18 protein-coding genes and 1 riboswitch are annotated in these 18,559 nt (G+C 33.9%); of the genes, 7 read left to right on the forward strand and 11 right to left on the reverse strand.

The window, feature by feature from the left end:
* Positions 1-148: 148 nt before the first annotated feature.
* Together ABFR62_01665 and ABFR62_01670 are read left to right on the forward strand one after the other, a co-directional pair.
* Positions 149-1,567 carry a transglutaminase-like domain-containing protein gene (locus ABFR62_01665; GenBank protein MEN8137116.1) on the forward strand — a complete coding sequence of 473 codons (1,419 nt, stop codon included), beginning with the start codon at positions 149-151 and terminating at the stop codon, positions 1,565-1,567.
* Between the two features lie 40 nt (positions 1,568-1,607).
* Positions 1,608-2,135 carry an RNA methyltransferase gene (locus ABFR62_01670; protein ID MEN8137117.1) on the forward strand — a complete coding sequence of 176 codons (528 nt, stop codon included), beginning with the start codon at positions 1,608-1,610 and terminating at the stop codon, positions 2,133-2,135.
* Positions 2,136-2,209: 74 nt separating this feature from the next.
* On the opposite strand, the gene ABFR62_01675 is transcribed toward ABFR62_01670, so the two are convergent.
* The 4 genes from ABFR62_01675 to ABFR62_01690 all read right to left on the reverse strand — a co-directional run bounded on the left by ABFR62_01675 (position 2,210) and on the right by ABFR62_01690 (position 6,499).
* Positions 2,210-3,838, reverse strand: a complete 1,629-nt coding sequence (locus ABFR62_01675; GenBank protein MEN8137118.1) for a cbb3-type cytochrome c oxidase subunit I — start codon at positions 3,836-3,838, stop codon at positions 2,210-2,212.
* A 26-nt stretch (positions 3,839-3,864) separates the two neighbouring features.
* Positions 3,865-4,413 (reverse strand): cytochrome C oxidase subunit II, encoded by a 549-nt coding sequence (locus ABFR62_01680; GenBank protein ID MEN8137119.1) that lies wholly within the window; start codon positions 4,411-4,413, stop codon positions 3,865-3,867.
* 420 nt (positions 4,414-4,833) lie between these two features.
* Positions 4,834-5,622, reverse strand: a complete 789-nt coding sequence (locus ABFR62_01685; GenBank protein ID MEN8137120.1) for an alpha/beta hydrolase — start codon at positions 5,620-5,622, stop codon at positions 4,834-4,836.
* A gap of 79 nt (positions 5,623-5,701) precedes the next feature.
* Positions 5,702-6,499 carry a DUF2797 domain-containing protein gene (locus ABFR62_01690; protein ID MEN8137121.1) on the reverse strand — a complete coding sequence of 266 codons (798 nt, stop codon included), beginning with the start codon at positions 6,497-6,499 and terminating at the stop codon, positions 5,702-5,704.
* A 47-nt stretch (positions 6,500-6,546) separates the two neighbouring features.
* Here ABFR62_01690 and ABFR62_01695 point away from each other — a divergent pair, with 47 nt between their 5' ends.
* The 4 genes from ABFR62_01695 to ABFR62_01710 all read left to right on the forward strand — a co-directional run bounded on the left by ABFR62_01695 (position 6,547) and on the right by ABFR62_01710 (position 12,127).
* Positions 6,547-8,058 (forward strand): GH3 auxin-responsive promoter family protein, encoded by a 1,512-nt coding sequence (locus ABFR62_01695; protein MEN8137122.1) that lies wholly within the window; start codon positions 6,547-6,549, stop codon positions 8,056-8,058.
* An 85-nt stretch (positions 8,059-8,143) separates the two neighbouring features.
* Positions 8,144-8,779 (forward strand): phosphoribosyltransferase family protein, encoded by a 636-nt coding sequence (locus ABFR62_01700; protein ID MEN8137123.1) that lies wholly within the window; start codon positions 8,144-8,146, stop codon positions 8,777-8,779.
* Between the two features lie 71 nt (positions 8,780-8,850).
* Positions 8,851-9,019: riboswitch (cobalamin riboswitch) on the forward strand.
* Between the two features lie 105 nt (positions 9,020-9,124).
* Positions 9,125-11,038 (forward strand): TonB-dependent receptor, encoded by a 1,914-nt coding sequence (locus ABFR62_01705; GenBank protein MEN8137124.1) that lies wholly within the window; start codon positions 9,125-9,127, stop codon positions 11,036-11,038.
* Between the two features lie 18 nt (positions 11,039-11,056).
* A complete protein-coding gene (locus ABFR62_01710) occupies positions 11,057-12,127 on the forward strand; it encodes a DUF5074 domain-containing protein (GenBank protein ID MEN8137125.1) in 1,071 nt (356 codons plus the stop codon).
* 75 nt (positions 12,128-12,202) lie between these two features.
* Here ABFR62_01710 and ABFR62_01715 read toward each other — a convergent pair whose 3' ends face one another.
* The 4 genes from ABFR62_01715 to ABFR62_01730 form a co-directional block, all read right to left on the reverse strand.
* On the reverse strand, positions 12,203-13,441 hold the full coding sequence (locus tag ABFR62_01715) for a metallophosphoesterase (protein ID MEN8137126.1): 1,239 nt from the start codon (positions 13,439-13,441) through the stop codon (positions 12,203-12,205).
* 112 nt (positions 13,442-13,553) lie between these two features.
* Positions 13,554-14,129, reverse strand: a complete 576-nt coding sequence (locus ABFR62_01720) for a DUF4296 domain-containing protein (GenBank protein ID MEN8137127.1) — start codon at positions 14,127-14,129, stop codon at positions 13,554-13,556.
* A 12-nt stretch (positions 14,130-14,141) separates the two neighbouring features.
* A complete protein-coding gene (locus ABFR62_01725) occupies positions 14,142-15,488 on the reverse strand; it encodes a dihydroorotase (protein MEN8137128.1) in 1,347 nt (448 codons plus the stop codon).
* Positions 15,489-15,539: 51 nt separating this feature from the next.
* Complete coding sequence (locus ABFR62_01730; protein ID MEN8137129.1) at positions 15,540-16,271, reverse strand: polyprenol monophosphomannose synthase; 732 nt, start codon at positions 16,269-16,271, stop codon at positions 15,540-15,542.
* Between the two features lie 339 nt (positions 16,272-16,610).
* Between ABFR62_01730 and ABFR62_01735 the strand changes: the two genes are divergently transcribed.
* Positions 16,611-16,817, forward strand: a complete 207-nt coding sequence (locus ABFR62_01735) for a hypothetical protein (protein ID MEN8137130.1) — start codon at positions 16,611-16,613, stop codon at positions 16,815-16,817.
* Positions 16,818-16,893: 76 nt separating this feature from the next.
* Here the strand turns inward: ABFR62_01735 and ABFR62_01740 are convergent, their stop codons facing one another.
* From ABFR62_01740 to ABFR62_01750, 3 genes are read right to left on the reverse strand one after another with little or no spacing between them, the layout of a single operon-like run.
* Positions 16,894-17,457 carry an ATP-binding protein gene (locus ABFR62_01740; protein ID MEN8137131.1) on the reverse strand — a complete coding sequence of 188 codons (564 nt, stop codon included), beginning with the start codon at positions 17,455-17,457 and terminating at the stop codon, positions 16,894-16,896.
* Entirely contained in the window at positions 17,412-18,044 is a 633-nt protein-coding gene (pnuC, locus tag ABFR62_01745) for a nicotinamide riboside transporter PnuC (GenBank protein MEN8137132.1), read from the reverse strand. Before pnuC ends, ABFR62_01740 begins: the two co-directional genes overlap by 46 nt.
* Positions 18,045-18,296 carry a YkoF family thiamine/hydroxymethylpyrimidine-binding protein gene (locus tag ABFR62_01750; GenBank protein ID MEN8137133.1) on the reverse strand — a complete coding sequence of 84 codons (252 nt, stop codon included), beginning with the start codon at positions 18,294-18,296 and terminating at the stop codon, positions 18,045-18,047. It lies immediately after the preceding gene.
* Between the last annotated feature and the right edge of the window lie 263 nt (positions 18,297-18,559).

Raw genomic sequence — 18,559 nt, forward strand, 5'->3', positions numbered from 1 at the left:
CTGCCAAAATATTCAGGTTTATATTAGTAATTGCGAAAGTAAATGATTTTGTAAAAACGGGTAAATTATTGACCAGAAATTATCAACACATTTTTGCTATTTATAAAAAAAATGAAAATCATATATTTATCATGTTAAACCATTATTTATGAAATATTACATTATACTGACTTTTGCATTTTTTATTTCGTGTATTAACAACCCAACAAATGATGAAATAAAATTAAATTTTGAAAAGGGCAATTTTAAAATAGCCAAAAAAATGATAGATGAATATAGTTTCAATCCTGATATTGACTCAACCCTTTTTAAAGAATATATCTATTTGTCCGAAATTATGTCTAGGGTTAAAATAGATTTCTCTAAAGACAAAAAAGATGTAATAAAACATATAAGTCAATATTATAATATTGTTAGCGATTCGATGATTAATGATTGGGAAGAAAGAGGAAAATTAGAATACAAGATAATAGATGGCGATAAGAAATACTTCAACAGAGCTGCAACTAACTTGTTTTTAATTGATGATGAAGCAAAAAAGCAGAAAGAAAAAATCATAGGTAAATCAACAGGAGGAGTAACAAAATTTAAACAACATTATGTTTCCAAATTATTGTCAGAAGATATAGACAAGAAAACTTCTATAGACAAGCGTACAATAAAAATAAATTATTCTATTTCTCTTGATGCAAATGCTATCCCTGAAGGTGAAATAGTGAAATGCTGGATACCCTATCCAAGGATAAACGACATGAGGCTTAGCAATATAGAACTTATATCTGCAAGTGAAGACAATTACATAATTGCGCCGAAAGAACAAATTCAAAGGAGCATCTATATAGAAAAGCGTGCTGTTAGAGATTCAGCAACTATTTTTAATATTGTTTATTCGGCTGATTTTGCTGGAGTTTGGTTTGACATCAAGCCTGAAGACATTTTGGAATACAATAAAACTTCTGCTCTGTATAAAAATTACACTTCCGAAATTGCCCCACATATAAAATTTAGTGACAGAATAAAATCTCTTGCAAGAGAGATAGTTGGAAATGAGGAAAACCCTGTAAAACAAGTGGAACTTATTTACTATTGGATGAACGATAACATTACCTGGAGCGGGGCTTTAGAGTATTCAATTATGCCAAATATCCCAAAATATGTCCTGGATAATATGAGAGGTGATTGTGGTATGCAAACTTTACTTTTTATGAGTTTAGCCAGAAGTTTAGGAATACCAACAAAATGGCAAAGTGGATGGTATTTGTTGCCGGAAGAGATTAATCTACACGATTGGGCAGAGGTGTATTACGAAGGTGTGGGCTGGGTTCCGGTTGACCCTTCATTTAAATTGACCGATTCGAAAGATAAAAAGGTAAAGGATTTTTATATTAACGGAATGGATAGCTACAGGTTGATTATTAATGATGGTTATTCACAGGAATTTCATCCTAAAAAAGAGTTTTTCAGAAGTGAACCTATAGATTTTCAACGCGGCGAACTAGAATGGAGAGGAGGAAATTTGTATTTTGACAAATGGAGTTATTACATGGACATAACATATATAGATTAATAATAATTGTAGTATTTTCGCAGCGAATTAAAGATTTGTGATGAGAAAATTAAAAAATAGCGAATTAAACCGAAAAAATATAAATCAATTTAAAGAAGCTAAAAAAACTCCTCTGATAATAATTTTAGACAACATAAGAAGTTTAAACAATATCGGTTCGGTTTTCCGTACTTCGGATGCATTTTTGGTAGAGAAAATTTATTTATGCGGAATTACAGCAACTCCTCCCCATAAAGACATTCACAAAACTGCTTTAGGAGCTACAGATTCTGTTGATTGGGAATACTCAAAGAACACTATAGATGTAATTAAAAATTTAAAAACAGAAGGAGTAGAAATAGTATCTATTGAGCAAGCAGAAAGCGCTATTATGCTTGATGATTTTGAAGCAGATAACTCAAAAAAATACGCTATTGTTTTCGGAAATGAAGTAAAAGGTGTAGAGCAGGAAATTGTTTCAGCTTCTGATTCAGTTATCGAAATCCCGCAACACGGAACAAAACATTCTTTAAATATTTCGGTGAGTGCAGGAGTTGTTGTTTGGGAAATGTTTAAACAGTTGAACTAATAAAAACAGAAAGCCAGGCCCCCGATATCTTCACGGTGAAGATTAGCAAGGGCTTGACTACAATTTAATAAATTTTACTTCCCAGCAGGAAGTAAATCTTCTGTATCAAGTTTCGAAGGCATATAAATACCGATCAAGCCTTTTACTCCTACCGTCATAATTACATTATACAGGAAAGCAAAGAACGATAAAATTAGTAACGATCCGCTTACTGCTGCCAAAATCATATATGGCTCATATTCTCCTTCGTAATATATTGTTCTTCTCAACATACCTTTCATACCTGCCATCCCCATAAACGCTCCCATTCCAATACCTCCAATAATATGAGCCCAGAAATGGAAGTTCGCTAATTTTTGACTGTACAACTCAGCTCCATTAGTTAATAATGGCAACAAATAATAAATAGCAGCATAAAGTGTCATTACCAAACCAACAAGAATTGCAACATGAACATGTGGCCCGATTATCCATTGTGTATTGTGAAGTATTCTGTTCAATCCCATGTCGGCCTGAATAATCCCTGCCGGTACCGCTAAAGCAAAACCTAACAATCCTCCTAAAAGGAATTTTAAAGGATTTGTCATTTTTAGAGGTCGTGCACTCCAAAGAGTAATTAATGTAATGAAGAATGCCAAGCCTTGAGTAATTAACTCAAACGCTGTAACAAACTCACCGGATACGATTTTCAAAAATGCAGGTTGAGCCTGATCGGCCAACAAATGGTGAGACCATACTGTCCACGAAACTACCATTTCTACCCAGAGAGCAAAACGTGCGACACGCATCATGTATAAATCCTTTCCCGTAATAAGCATAGCCAATAAATACCATGTACCTGCTACGAATATCAATACAAGTCCATCTGCAATCAGATCAAGTCCCCACCAAAACCAATTTTTGTATAGTAGAGCATCTACAGCAGTCTCTTTTAAACTATAGCCTAATAACTCGGCTACCATATAAACCAGAATTAAGACCCCTGTAAAAGTTATTATCCCGGCATTTAGGGCTGTATCAACAGTACCACGGGCGATAGCGGCTACCGGTAAAGAAACCAACGGTTCTTGCTGTTTGCTTTTCTTTCTGAAGAAACTTTCTTTCCATGAGAACCCGGTTGCAGAAGCCAACATAGCTCTTCCTTCAACTTTTTCTTCTCCTTCGGGAGTATAAGCTATTGTTGTAAATACATTAATTACAAAAAAGATAGTACCTACCATAACCAATGCTATACCAAGTATAAAAATTGCTCCTCCAAGTGCAGAGAATTGGCTAAAATCGGCAGGCAATGGCCAATACAATGTGTACAATGGCGAGTAGTGCGAAATAAATCCTGCAATCCAAAAAGTAAGTGTACCAACTGAAATCAGGATAAATGACCAGTTTCCAAGTTTGATACTCCAAAGAGGTTTTTTCATCAAATAGGGAACAAGGAATAAAAAGGCTCCAAATACAATCGAGTATGATGAACCAAAAATACCTACAAGTGGGTGAACAGTTAATATTGCAAAATAATGCTCAGCATTAATACCGGCAATTGGTTCAATTGCATACATGCGCATTATCATACCTTCAATTGCAGATAGTCCGTAAAATAAAACACCTATTACTACAAAACGCAGTGTTAGTTTTTGCATTGGAGTAAGGCTATCGGGCTTAAATAGTCCCTTTTCACCTTTCATTAGTGTATCTATAAAAGTCATATTATTTTCTAAAAAGTTAGTTTTTATTATTCGTAGATCTCGATAGCATTTTCAACTATCATACCATTACCCTTTGGTCCTGAATACTCTGTAGAACGTATGTAGTAAATACCGGGTTTAGCAAATTGCCACATCAAATCGTTTCTGTGACCCGGTACTACCTGCATCTGACAAACCATAGTATTGTCCTGACGGAAAATACCAAAACCATAGGTTAAGTCTCCGGAAGTAACGTCGAACATAACGTAATCACCAACTTTGGCCTTCATTTTTTCTTGTGGAAGAGTGAATTTATGATCTGCTACGGAGATGTTGAAAACATTATGAGCAGTAATTTCATTACGGTTCAAATCGGTGCTTACCCATGGAATGGTTAAACCAGTAGCTATGTGAAGCGATACACCTAAAACCACTAATAGTACAACGAGAATAGAAAAGTACTTGTCTTTAATCATTCCTACATTTCCTTCGGAAGTGATTTTAATCCCAAACCAAAGTACGAGGATAATAATTGCAATAGCATAAAAAGTATATGCCATTGTTTGCCCGTTTAGGACTTCGATAGAATCTACCATAAAAATATATTGAGTTAGTATTTATTTTCCGTTGATCAAGATTCTCAACATCCGGTATAACTTCACCCTCCATACTTTTAAAATCCTCCTAAATCTTCAACTACCCGTAATGTGCCATGCTAATATAAGACAAAAACATCTTATTTTAACGAAGAGATGTAAAAGTTTGATTTTGAATCTAAAAAAAACTTTACTTACCTAAATAAACTTTAGTTTTGGACAGGAAACTGCTTTTATTATGATAATTATTTAATATCTCATTGACATCCATACTTCGATAACCTACATAACACGGATAAATTAAAACCCTATTGATTTGACATATCCCTCTTACTAAAATGTAATTATCTTTTCGAATTAAAATCTATCAAAAAAGACTGCCTCATTATATAACTGAGACAACCTTTTTAAAATTTCAAACTACACCTTTCTCAAAAATTGCTTCAAAGACTTCAAAGTTGCCTCCCTTGCCTCAATATGCCCCATATGACCAATAGGAAATTCGGCAATTTCCATATTGGCTGCATTTTTTGTCTGATTAATTAGTTTATCATAGCCTAGAGCAGAATCGTATCTTCCAACAATCATAAGCTTAGGGAATGGAGTAAAATGGAGTAAAACCTCGCGGTCCTCTCTAATCTTCATACCTTCCAATGCAGCAATTACACCTTGTTTAGAAGTTGCCAGCCCCTGTTCCTTTGTAATTTTCAACTCTTCTGAGAAGATTTTCCGGTTTTTTGGTCTAAAAAGCATCGGTATAGCAGTCCTAATGAAGGATTTATGATTTTCCTTAACTAAACTTATTGCCCGATCCCTATTGAGCTTTTTTTCTTCAGAATCTGACAGGCTTGACGAGTGAAACAAACACAAACCTTTAATATTGTCAACGTAATTCTCTGCTAAAGCCAGGGCTACATATCCTCCCATAGAGTGGCCTACAATCACATATTTCTTCAACCGCAAATGGTCCAGAACTGCTTTAACATACTCAGCCATGTTTTCCATTGTATGCACATATCCTACTGATTCAGTTTGTCCATGACCTAACAAATCAATTGAAACAATTCTATTGGCTAAACTTAGCTTAGATGAGAAATAATCCCACATCTCCAGATTCTCCAAAAAACCGTGCAAAAGAACAATAACACCCCCTTTACCGGTGTCCCTATATCTGATCTTTGTATTTTTATGTACAAGGAAATTATCCATAGCAGTATATTTATTGTAGCAAAGATAAAGTGAGATATATAAAAATATAAATATCGTTTTTAGATTTTATCAACAGTCGCTAAAATTCAACTTCTACAATATATCCTTCATGGCTTCTTACATTAAACACCATTCCACCTTCAAATATTAAATACTGCCCTTTTATACCTTTCAATATCCCTTCAAAAAAATCTTGCTTTGTAAGGTTCACACTTTTTACTTTTTCGGGATATACATCTATAGGGAATTTAATCTCATGTACTTCATTTCTATCCGAAAGAAAATACTGCTTTGTTTCTTCCGGCATAAACTCATACAACCTGTTTTTCCATTCTAGCAGATCTATTTCAGGAGACGCATTTTTAAGCATTTTTTGCCAGCTGGTTTTATCAGACACGTATTGCTTAAGTGCTACCTCTATAACCCCTGACAAATATCTATTGGGTACTTCTGCAAATTCTATAGCATATTCTGCTCCCTGATCAATCCAACGCGTCGGAATCTGCGTTTTTCTTGTAATACCGACCTTTAATCCACTGGAAACAGCTAAATACACTACATGAGGTTTAAGTTCAAACTCCTTCTCCCATTCCAGATCCCTAACTTCTATTCCCAGATGGGCCTTACAAAGCTCTGGCTTCATAATACTTTCACTTGCCTGAGGAAGTTTATAATAACAATCGTAACAAAAATTTTGGCGATAAACTTTATTGACCAACTTACCACAAAAACATTTAATTTTATTCGAATATTTTATCGATATTTTTTTTCCTATCAACCTATTCATCTCAAAAAAATCACCCTCTAAATCGAGTAAATACCTCACAGGGGTAGTGTTTTCGGTACTCATTTTTTTTAAATCTCCGTAAAAATGCATTTGCGTGTTTTTTTTATTATTTTTAAGAACCTAAAATTAGCAATAATATGCCGATACAGATATATAATACAATACTTTCTTGGTACTTTAAGAAGAGGTATCATCAAATAGAACTCTTCAAAAAATACCCGAACGATGTACAGCAAGAGTTATGGAATGGTCTTGTTAAAACTGCTGCTAATACAGAATACGGAAAACAATACGATTTCAAATCTCTTAAAAACTATAACGACTTTAAGAACAGAGTACCTCTTAATAAATATGAGGATATTTCTCCAACAATAGAACGAATCAGAAGAGGTGAAAAGAATATTTTTTGGCCTTCTTCCATAAAATGGTTTGCAAAATCTTCGGGAACTACAAATGCCAAAAGCAAATTTATTCCGGTTAGTAATGAATCACTTGAAGATTGTCACTATAAAGCGGGGAAAGATTCTTTTGCCATTTACGTAAACAATAACCCTGACACTGAAGTTTTTTCAGGTAAAATGCTACGCTTAGGGGGCAGTCACTCCATCTACGAGAATAACGACACATACTTTGGAGACTTATCGGCAATATTAATCGATAACCTACCCTTTTGGGCGGAATTTGGAACAACTCCAAGCTCAAAAATTTCTTTAATGGATGGCTGGGAAGAAAAATTAACTGCTATTGTCAATGAATCTATTAATGAGAATGTCCGTAGTCTGGCAGGAGTTCCTTCATGGATGTTGGTGCTTTTAAATGAAATCATTAAAAAGTCAAATAAAAACAATCTCTTAGAAATATGGCCCAACCTGGAACTATACCTGCATGGAGGAGTGAGTTTTTCACCCTTTAAAGAGTTGTTTAGAAATTTGATCCCTAAATCAAGTTTTAAATATTACGAAACATATAATGCTTCAGAAGGTTTTTTTGCAATTCAGGATCAAAACTACAGTGATGAGCTACTTCTAATGCTTGATTATGGAATATACTACGAATTTATTCCGATGGAAGAATACGGCAATGACAACCCCACGACAATAAACATCGACGATGTAGAGCTGTATAAAAATTATGCTATGGTAATATCTACAAATTCCGGATTGTGGCGCTATGTAATTGGAGATACGGTAAAGTTTACGTCTATATCTCCTTATAGAATCAAAATAAGTGGTCGTACCAAACATTACATAAATACATTTGGAGAAGAATTAATAATAGAAAATGCTGATTCAGCACTAAATTTTGCCTGTTTAAAAACAGGAGCAACAATCACAGAATATACTGCAGGCCCTGTCTATATGAAAGATAAAAAGTCAGGTAGTCATGAATGGATTGTAGAATTTGAAAAGGAGCCTGCTGACTTGAATCTATTTACTCACTATCTGGACGAATCTCTTAAAGGACTTAACTCAGACTATGAAGCTAAAAGATATAATAACATGACATTATCTCCACCTATCTTACACAAAGCCCGAAAAAGATTATTTTACGACTGGCTAAAAAAACAAGGTAAATTGGGTGGTCAAAACAAGATACCCCGTCTGGCAAATAACCGGGAATATCTTGACATATTGTTGGAAATAAATTAAAAAATATATATCATTATTACATTAATTATTTGGTAGTTTTTTCTTAAAATTGCTAAACATTATTTACCATCAAAACCTATACAAAATGTTTGCCGACAGAAGCAACGCCGGATTTAAACTAGTTGAAAAACTTAGAGAATTTGAAATTATCAACCCTCTGGTTCTGGCAATTCCCAATGGAGGTGTAGAAACTTCGCTTCCCATTGTTGACAGCCTCAATTCTTCGTTTGACTTATTAATTGTTGAAAAATTACGACTGCCTATGAATCCGAAATCTAATTTCGGTTCTATAACAGAAGATGGCAGTGTTAATTTTAATGATTTTGAGAAATTCATCAACCATGAAGAAAAAATGGAAATTATTTCCAAAACTAAAATAGAAATGCGAAAAAAGGTCGGAGTTTATAGATCTTTTAAAAACACGACTGACCTAAAAGGTCGAAATGTAATAATAGTTGATGATGGAGTTAATCACGGTTCTACTCTTCAAGCTTGTATCACATCTTGCAAAAAAAGAAAAGCTGCAAGTATCACAATCGCAGTTCCTGTTTTGAGCAATAAAGCTTATAAAGAACTTATACCCAGAGTTGAAAGAATTGTACACCTCATAAAACCAGGAATATTCAAAGGCCTCAGCTCTTATTATAATAACTATAAAGATATTAGCGATGAAATGTGCAAGAAACGCTTAGACATGATTTTATCTCATGAACCCGCATAATTTTTTGCTTTCCGGTTTATCAAACTAAAAAAATATCAAAAAAAAACTTTTTAATTTACAAAATCTATTGTAAGATTGCAATGAATTTTGGTTAAGGGAATTCGGTGTAAATCCGATACTGTCCCCGCAGCTGTAATCTCGTAAAAAAGTATTTCTCACCTATGCCACTGTTAATCATTAATGGGAAGGCAAGAAACACTTGAGTAAGTCAGAAGACCTGCCGAAATTATTTCGCATTTGTAGCTTTCGGGTAGAAGGGCACAGAATGGTTTTCTGAAAAAATATATCACAAAACTTTTCTTCGACACTTGAGCTATAAATGGTTTACTAAATCATTATTTTACAATGGACTCAAGAAAACTATTTTTATTGTTTTTTGTGTTCTTTATGATTCAACTTCCGGGGCAAGAAGTAGAACAGGACACAATTTACGAACTTCATAATATCGAGGTAATTGATACCCGTGCAAAAGAATATAGCATCGGATACAAAATTGATGAACTCGACAAAAAACTCATTCAAAACTATGAAGGGAATTCTGTTGCAGATGTACTAAGTGCTGCAAGCGGGGTAAACATTAAAACCGACGGCCCGGGCGGGTTATCCGGCATTTCTGTAAGAGGCGGAAGTTCGGCGCATACCGCAGTTATGTGGAACGGTATAAATTTGCAGAGTCCCATGAACGGAGGAGTGAACCTCAGTCTCCTGCCAATTGATCTGTTCAGTGATGTAAGCTTACAGTACGGTGGCTCAGGTTCTTTAGCAGGTAGTGGTGCTGCATTTGGAGTATTGAGAATTTCATCTTCCTCAAATCTCAGCAAAGAAAATTCTGCATTTATAAGTACAGGTATTGGCAGTTACTCCAATTACAGAGTTGCTGCCGGAACTAACTTTCACATATCAAATTCTCTGTTTTCGTTTAAAAGTTTTTATCAGGAATCAGAAAACGATTTTGAGTTTGTAAATACCTCAAAATTTGGTTTTCCTACCGAAAAACAAACAAATAGCGCATTTAGGCAGTATGGATTTGTTTTGGATAACAAAACTAAATTTACAGATAACCTGGTTCTCATTGCCTCACTACTTTATCAGGAATACGATAAGGATGTTCCTACTCTAATGTCGAATTACATCCCTAACGAAGCAAATACAAATGATAAAAACACTATGCTCTCTACTACACTGAAATATAATTTCAACAATGTGAAAATAAATTTTAAGAATGTATATTTAGATTTCAAAAATGATTTTAGCGACCCAAATGGAGTATTTGTAAAAAGAGCTATAAATTCATCTAAATCCTTCGTTTCTGAAACAGATTTAAATATAGAAACCTACGAAAACCGATATGTATATGTGGCTGCGAACTACACATACGAAGAAGCTGTTTCGGACGAATACGACGAAAAATCAAAACGCAATAAAGCTACTTTAATAGGTGCTTATAGATTATTGAATATATGGAATAAAGTAAATGCTGCAATTAGTCTGAGAGAAGAAATTGTCAACGCAAAATTTACTCCTATCCAAGCTTCTGTTGGTGTAGATGGCAACTTAAGCAACTCTTTAGACTTTAATTTTAATCTAAGTAGAGTGTATCGTATTCCAACTTTCAACGATTTGTATTGGACAGATACAGGATTCACGGTTGGTAATCCAAATCTAAAAGACGAATCGGGATATTCAACAGATTTCGGGTTAATACAAAAAATTAAATTAAACGTTTTTGACATCAAATTATCGCAAACAGTTTTCTTAAACTATATAAACAACCTTATTGTTTGGAATCAGCAGGAAGATGGTAAATGGAAACCATTAAACGAGAATATAGGAAAAGCTAAAGGTGTTGAGCTTGGAGCAAAAGTTAGTTTTCCGGTTTCAGCATCAATTATAAGCGTTAATGAGAACTACTCATACACAATTGCCGAAACTTTAAATAATACATCCAATAACTGGCAATTTCAGGTTTACACACCAAAACACAATCTGAATTCTTTATTCAGGTGGGATTACAAGAAACTATACAGCACACTTTTTATCAATTATTACAGTAAAAGGTATATAGATAAAGCTGGGAAATCTCTCGATGCATATGCAATCGGTGACTTTAATATAGGCTACAGTTTCGATTTTAACGGATTAAAAATAGATCTATCGGGAAAAATAAACAATATCTGGAATACGCAATATCAGGTTTCTTCAGGCTATGCTATGCCCCTTAGAAACTTTATGCTTTCAGCTAAATTTATAATTAATTAATCATAGTAAAAACAGAAAATGAAAACAATTTACAAGTCGGTACTAAGTGCATTATTTATTGGAGCCACGCTAATCTCATGCGAAAAAGAAAATATCGAAACGTTTGAAAACGGAATTTTTATTGTAAACGAAGGTGCCTGGGGAAACAGCAACGCATCAATTAGTTTTATCAATGAAGATAATGAAGTAAAAGAAAATATTTTTGAAGAAAAAAACGGATACTCGATTGGCGATGTACTGCAGTCAATGACCATTTACGACGATAAAGCATATTTAGTAGTAAATGCATCAAATAAAATTGAGGTTGTAAATTCTTCTTCATTCGAAACACAGGGTGTTATTGCGGATTTAGAATCCCCCCGATACCTTGTTGAGAAAAATGATCAGTTATACATCTCACAATGGGGTAAAAACGGATCTGTTGAAGTTGTTGATGCAAATACATTGAAATCAATAAAAACAATTGAAACAGGGATTGGTTCTGAAGGATTAATAGTAGTTGACAATGAAATATGGGTTGCAAACAGTGGTGGTTATGGAAGTAATAACAATATTTCAATTATTAATGCTGGCAGCAACGAAGTTACTGAGACTATCACTCTAGATGCTGATAACCCAAGACACTTTGTTAAAGACAGCGAAGGCGATATTTGGGTGTTGGCCAGTGGAAAAATAATATTCGAATACGATAGTGAAGGTAAATATGTTGGAATAAAAGAACAAACACCTTCTAAACTAATAGAGATAGATGCATCGAATAAGGAAATTAAGAATACAATTACTTTATCGGAATATGCACATTACGGACATCTTAAAACAAACAGTACAAAAGATAAACTGTATTACGGTGGAGGCTATGGAATTGATGGAATCTTTGAAATGAGTATTTCGGCTACAGAAGCACCTTCTGCGCCAATAATTTCGGGTTACTTCTATGGATTCAATGTAAATAAAGATAATAATGTATTCGGAACATTAGCTCCTGATTTCTCATCAAACGGAACTGTGAAAGAATTTGACTCTGATGGAAATGAAATTGAAAATTACACTGTAGGAGTTGGTCCTAATAGTGTAGTATTCAACAACTAAAAACATATCCTACAAATCAAAATTAACTACAACTAAATTTTAACTATAGCCCCTATAGACATTTGTCGAATGGGGCTATTTTATTTTCCTCAGCTTTAGCACAGTAATCTCAGGCCAGATACCAACCCTACCAGGAAAAGCATGGAATCCAAATCCCCGGTTTACATACAAATATCTTCCGGCTTTTTCGAATAATCCGGCCCAGTGCTTGTACATATATTGTACCGGACTCCAGCTAAATCCGGGTATTTCTATACCAAACTGCATACCGTGTGTATGTCCTGACAATGTAAGGTGAATTTTAGAATTATAGTTCTTAACTTCTTCTGTCCAATGTGAAGGGTCGTGAGACAGCAAAACTTTAAAATCATTGAATCCTACTCCATCCATTGCCTTTTTCAAGTCTCCTTTTTGTTTGAACCTTACTCCCCAGTTCTCTACCCCTACCAATGAAATATATTCTTCATTCCGCTTTAGCTTTCGACTAGAATTCAAAAGCAAGTCAAACCCGGTTTCTTTGTGTATATCTTTTAATTTATTGAGATTTTCGACCTTTTCTTCCTTGTTTCGCCATGTGATATAATCTCCATAATCGTGATTTCCTAAAATACTAAACTTACCCTCTTTTGCATTTATTCTTTTAAAACAATCTATCCACGGAAGCATTTCCTCAGCCTTATTATTTATTAAATCCCCTGTAAAAACAACAATATCAGACTCCTGCTCATTTATCAAATCAATTGCATATGAAATTTTGGCCCTATCATTAAAACTACCACTGTGAACATCAGAAATTTGCGTAATTTGAAATCCATCAAATTCTTCAGGAAGATCATCAAACCAAATATCGTGTTTAATAACTTTAAAATTATATTTCCCTTTTGCAATTCCATAAACAATTGAGGCAAAAGGAATAGCAGCTAACCCAAAAGCTAATTGACTGATTAACTTTCTTCGCTCTGGAATAAAATCCACATTCGTGTTTGCTCCAAAGAATTTCTCATAAATAAAATTCCATATTACAATCAACACCCTCATCAGGTCCTCTCCCAGTAAGACGAATACTATCATCAGCTTTGGAATATATAACAACAATAACCATCCCGAAGCATTTAAAGTAGCAATAGTCGGCCCTTCATACCTCGAAAAATTTATCATTACATAATTTGCATTCAGTAAAACTGCTATCGAAGATGCCCAGTAGATTAGCCAAAACAACTTATTAACTGTAATTCGCTTTAAAGCCTGAAAAGCATAAATATCAATCAATAAAAATATTGTAGAAATAATGAGAAGTCGGACAAATAAATTCATACTCAAATGGATTTTATCAAAAATAGCAATAATACCAAATGAACATCAAAATTATAAACAAAAAAGCCGTATTAATTAAAATACGGCTTTTTTGTTTATATATAAATTCAAATTATTCTATTTTCTTAATTATAGAATCTAATTTCACATCAGACTTTTTTATAACTGAATCTCTAAATTCCGGTTTTCCTGATTCTATAGGTTTTTTTTCAGCAACAGAATCTTTGAGTATCGACATCTTACTTATTGAATCTATGGCAAGCTGACTGGTTATAGAATCTTTAATCCTTTGCTTTTCCTTTTTCTCTTCTTCCAGCAATTTTGCTTCTCTTAACACTCTCGCTTTTTCCTCTGCCTGCATTTTATTAAGACTATCTAAAACTTCTTTAAATATAGCCTGATAATCCTCAGGATAATCAATATACCATGCATTAATAGAATCCAACTGAACCTGTGTAATACCATGTTTAGTCAAAACCATGGCATAATAATCTTCTATTTTTAATTCTTCACCTTTTCTGTTTTTATGACTTGGTCTCGCGTACATTCTCGCTCCTTCAGCAAGGCTAAGGTCAGTCATCAAATTCACCATTTCATCATGTTCTAAAAAGGGATCAGGTTTTTCCTTATCAGATGAACAGGAAATAAAAATTAATCCAGACAATATAATGAGAGCTATTTTTTTCATCTGTTAATAATTTTATCTGTCAAATTTAAGTCGCATTCCACGATAATCCTCATCAAACTTACCCGTATTGAATACCAGATTCCCGTTAACAAATGTATGAGTAACTTTCGATCGGAAAGTATTTCCTTCAAACGGAGACCATCCACATTTATATAGTAGGTTCTCCTTATTAACTGTCCAAGGTGAACTTAAATCTACAAGCACCAAATCTGCCCAATAACCTTCACGAATAAATCCTCGTTTCTCTATTTCAAATAATATTGATGGGTTGTGACACATCTTTTCCACTACTTTCTCAACAGATATTTTATTCTGATGAGAAAACTCCAACATTGCCGTTAGCGAATGCTGAACCATAGGCCCTCCTGATGGAGCTTTAAGATAAGTATTATTCTTCTCTTCAAGAGTATGAGGTGCATGATCTGTAGCTATAACATCAATCCTGTCATCCAAAAGAGCTTTCCAAAGAGCATCTCTATCCTCCTCCGATTTAACAGCTGGATTCCATTTTATCAATGCCCCTTTTGTTTCATACTGACTTTTTTCGAACCAAAGGTGATGAATACAAACTTCCCCGGTAATTTTCTTTTTCGAAAGAGGTAATTTATTTGACAACAACTCTGTTTCAATAGCGGTAGAAAGATGAAAAACATGAAGTCGGGCTCCTGTTTTCTTAGCTAATTCTATCGCCTTGGAAGATGACAAATAACAAGCCACATCACTCCTGATTTCGGGATGAGCACTCATTGGGATGTTATTCTCCCCATATTTTTCAATGTAATGTTTAGTATTCTCCTGAATTGTTGTCTCATCTTCACAATGTGCAGATATCAAAAGATCAGTTTTAGAAAATATATTCTCAAGTACTTTTTCATCATCAACAAGCATATTCCCTGTCGATGATCCTAAAAAAAGTTTTAATCCGGCAACATTCTTCTTATCCGTTTTTAAGATCTCCTCGATATTATCATTTGTACCACCAAGCATAAAGGAATAATTCACTAATGACTTTTTCGAAGCATTATCAAACTTCAATTCCAAAGCTTCCTGAGTTGTGGTTTGAGGGTTTGTATTAGGCATCTCTATGTAAGAGGTAATACCCCCGGCAACTGCAGCTCTGGATTCGGTATATGTATCTCCTTTGTGCGTAAGTCCGGGATCTCTAAAGTGTACCTGATCATCTATAACACCGGGTAACAGGTGAAGGCCATCGGCATCAATAACCTTTGTATCAGCTGACTTTGGCGATATCATTTCACCTATACTTTCAATCTTCCCTTTTTCGATAAGTACATCAGAAATATAAGACTTCCCCTCATTTACTATCGTAGCATTCTTAATTAATACAGGATTTTGCATTCTAATTTTTTTTAATATTAAACCTAACTACCCCAAAACCAACATCTACTTCTAACGATCATAATTATTAAAAAAACTTCTGATCTTCATATTAATTATCCCAAAAATAGCCTCTGTGAGAATACTTTTACTCATCTTTGATTCTCCTAGAGTTCTATCTGTAAAAATAACAGGCACTTCCTTTATCTTAAACTTGTATTTCCAGCTTTTGAACTTCATTTCAATCTGAAAAGCATAACCCACAAAGCGAATTTTATCCAGATTTATAGTTTCTAAAACCGTTCTATTATAACATACAAATCCTGCAGTAGAATCGTTTATTGGAAGTGACGTTATTAACTTTACATATTTTGATGCAAAATATGAAAGAAGAACTCGTTTCATTGGCCAGTTTACAACATTAACTCCCTGAACATATCTGGATCCAATTGAAACATCAGCTCCTTCAACTTTACAGGCATTATATAGCCTCTCTAAATCATTAGGGTCGTGCGAAAAATCAGCATCCATCTCTATCAGATAATCATAATTCCGCTTTAAAGCCCACTTGAACCCGTGTATATATGCAGTCCCTAGGCCATTTTTCCCTTTTCGTTTTTCTAAATGTAGTTCTCCCGGATATTCATCCATCAACTCTTCTACAATGAAGGATGTACCATCTGGAGAATTATCGTCAACTACAAGAATTTCGAAATCCTTTCGCAACGAAAACACTTTATGAATAATAGCTCCTATATTCTCCTTTTCGTTGTAAGTAGGAATAATTACTAATGTATCTGACATTTTTTGCTGTTTTCAATAACGAACAAAATTAATCAAAAGATATACAAGAAGAAATAAAATTTATTAAACATTCATAAATTAGAAAATTTATATCAAAATGCATATACAGATTATATAATTTAATTAATCTTTCAGAGTAATTCTTACTCTCCGTGAGAAGATTAGCTATAACTATTCACTTTTACAATACAAAAGAAAACCGCAATTAACTATACTGCAACAACTTAACTACTACCATAGGCGTTGTTAGTAAAATATATTTTAAGTTTTATCAACTTTCCTACTTTTTTTGAGATATTTTCTTACATTTGAAGTAATCACACAAACCAATTCAAACATATGAATGCTGCAAATCATCTCGTTGTTGTTGGCGCACTAATTATTATGGGATTAACTACTTTTTTTAGTTTCTCCTATGTAAACGCCACAACAGAAGCAAAAGAGGAGGTGCTTTACAAGAAATTGAACAGCATTGAATCTAAAATCAATGAATTAGAACATGAATTGGCGTTTTCTACTTTACCGAGTGAAAACATTGCCAAGTAAACCTAGAAAACGGCAAATTACTACCATCAGATTTGTCGTTTTTTCGTTGAGTCCATCAACATGATACAACTAATGATCAACGATTGTATTTAAAAAAATCATCTATGTGAGCTATAGCATTTTTTAATCTCTCCTCTCCATGTCCACTTAAAATAGAATACGACTTATCGAAGTCTCTCAAAATAGATTCAAAAACCTTAAACATCCTTGCCCTATCGTTTGGTCGATCTCTCAACACATCCGACTCCCAAGGAATATCCGGCTCTAATAATAAATACAACTCCTGATCATTATCCTTTACAAATTCTTCAAGCTCATTTTGTACTTTACCATAATATTCATGCGAGTAAACAATAGTTTGGAGTATATCTGTATCACAAATTATATATTTATTGGCCCCCTCCAGAGACATCTTTTCGGTCTGATATTGACCCTTGGCTATTACCATATTATCCTCATACACTAACTCCTGACCATTATTATATTTTGTCCGCGCAAATTCACGTAAATATTCCGGTACCCAGATTGTGTTATAATATCGGGCAAGATCTTTTGCTAAAGTTGTTTTTCCGGTAGATTCAGGACCGAAAAGTACTATCCTAGCAATGTTTCTCTGGGTTTGTTTAAATGTTTTTTCCATGCTATATATCCTGCTATTGCCAGTACAGTGAAAATTAAATATTGAGTAGCTGTTATCGTTAGTCCCTTATAAATGTAAAGCGGTATAGTTATCATATCTCCTATTATCCAGTAAATCCAATTATCTATTACTTTCTTTGCCATAAGCCACATTCCAACAAAAAATATTGATGTTGTAAATGCATCTATATAAGGAACCGTACTAGATGTATAATTTTTCAAAATAAAAGAAAGAACAACATACGAAACTACCATCAAAGCAAGAGAGTATAACTTTTCTTTTTTTGTAGAATGACGAATTGGAATATAATGAGACTCATCAGTTTTCCTGGTCCATTTATACCATCCATATATACTCATTCCAAAGTAATAGGCATTAATAGACATATCACCAAACAGTCCTACATTATACAGTATATAAACATAAATGGCAGTACTGATAATACCAGTAGGATACACCAGAATATTTTCACGCATGGAAAACCAAACACTAAACAATCCAAAAACAGTAGCAAAGCTTTCTAAAGCAATATCTAAATTAGAATAATTTTCATACTGACTAAAAAGAATGTCCCAAAACTCTCCCATCTAATCTCTATAATAATTTCCACCAACCACTTTAAGCACGAAAACAGCATTTTCATCATCCAACAACACATCTTCCATATTATCAGTAATCCAATTCATTACTTCTTTATAATCGCCAAAAACAGATGTACTCATATTGTTACGCTTTACCTTAAACCGGTGCTGACTGTTAACCTTCTCAATAAAAGCTTTTATAGGCTTTTTAAATTCCTCTTTCAAAGGATATAAACTAATATCTACAGAAACTTGCATATAAATTATTTTTAACAAAACCAAAGATATAAAATTACTATGTGAAGCACATAATAATTATGAGTGTTGAATTGTAAATGTTTTAGAGCTCAACATTCATTACTGTATCATTAAATCATTTCTTTACAGCATCACTTTTAGAAAATTAAACCAGATGCCAAGGCAAGTTCAGGGCAAAAAAAATCCCCAATCAAATAAATGATTGAGGATTTTATGAAGATTGGCAGCGACCTACTTTCCCGCCCTTTCGGGGAGTATCATCG

The organism is Bacteroidota bacterium (genome assembly GCA_039714315.1).
In the GTDB taxonomy this organism is placed as follows: domain Bacteria; phylum Bacteroidota; class Bacteroidia; order Flavobacteriales; family JADGDT01; genus JADGDT01.

Bases quoted from the DNA above. Each gene is read 5' to 3' on its own strand.
- ABFR62_01665 (MEN8137116.1), top strand. From the start codon at position 149: ATGAAATATTACATTATACTGACTTTTGCATTTTTTATTTCGTGTATT.
- ABFR62_01670 (MEN8137117.1), top strand. From the start codon at position 1,608: ATGAGAAAATTAAAAAATAGCGAATTAAACCGAAAAAATATAAATCAA.
- ABFR62_01675 (MEN8137118.1), bottom strand. From the start codon at position 3,838: ATGACTTTTATAGATACACTAATGAAAGGTGAAAAGGGACTATTTAAG.
- ABFR62_01680 (MEN8137119.1), bottom strand. From the start codon at position 4,413: ATGGTAGATTCTATCGAAGTCCTAAACGGGCAAACAATGGCATATACT.
- ABFR62_01685 (MEN8137120.1), bottom strand. From the start codon at position 5,622: ATGGATAATTTCCTTGTACATAAAAATACAAAGATCAGATATAGGGAC.
- ABFR62_01690 (MEN8137121.1), bottom strand. From the start codon at position 6,499: ATGCATTTTTACGGAGATTTAAAAAAAATGAGTACCGAAAACACTACC.
- ABFR62_01695 (MEN8137122.1), top strand. From the start codon at position 6,547: ATGCCGATACAGATATATAATACAATACTTTCTTGGTACTTTAAGAAG.
- ABFR62_01700 (MEN8137123.1), top strand. From the start codon at position 8,144: ATGTTTGCCGACAGAAGCAACGCCGGATTTAAACTAGTTGAAAAACTT.
- ABFR62_01705 (MEN8137124.1), top strand. From the start codon at position 9,125: ATGGACTCAAGAAAACTATTTTTATTGTTTTTTGTGTTCTTTATGATT.
- ABFR62_01710 (MEN8137125.1), top strand. From the start codon at position 11,057: ATGAAAACAATTTACAAGTCGGTACTAAGTGCATTATTTATTGGAGCC.
- ABFR62_01715 (MEN8137126.1), bottom strand. From the start codon at position 13,441: ATGAATTTATTTGTCCGACTTCTCATTATTTCTACAATATTTTTATTG.
- ABFR62_01720 (MEN8137127.1), bottom strand. From the start codon at position 14,129: ATGAAAAAAATAGCTCTCATTATATTGTCTGGATTAATTTTTATTTCC.
- ABFR62_01725 (MEN8137128.1), bottom strand. From the start codon at position 15,488: ATGCAAAATCCTGTATTAATTAAGAATGCTACGATAGTAAATGAGGGG.
- ABFR62_01730 (MEN8137129.1), bottom strand. From the start codon at position 16,271: ATGTCAGATACATTAGTAATTATTCCTACTTACAACGAAAAGGAGAAT.
- ABFR62_01735 (MEN8137130.1), top strand. From the start codon at position 16,611: ATGAATGCTGCAAATCATCTCGTTGTTGTTGGCGCACTAATTATTATG.
- ABFR62_01740 (MEN8137131.1), bottom strand. From the start codon at position 17,457: ATGGAAAAAACATTTAAACAAACCCAGAGAAACATTGCTAGGATAGTA.
- pnuC (MEN8137132.1), bottom strand. From the start codon at position 18,044: ATGGGAGAGTTTTGGGACATTCTTTTTAGTCAGTATGAAAATTATTCT.
- ABFR62_01750 (MEN8137133.1), bottom strand. From the start codon at position 18,296: ATGCAAGTTTCTGTAGATATTAGTTTATATCCTTTGAAAGAGGAATTT.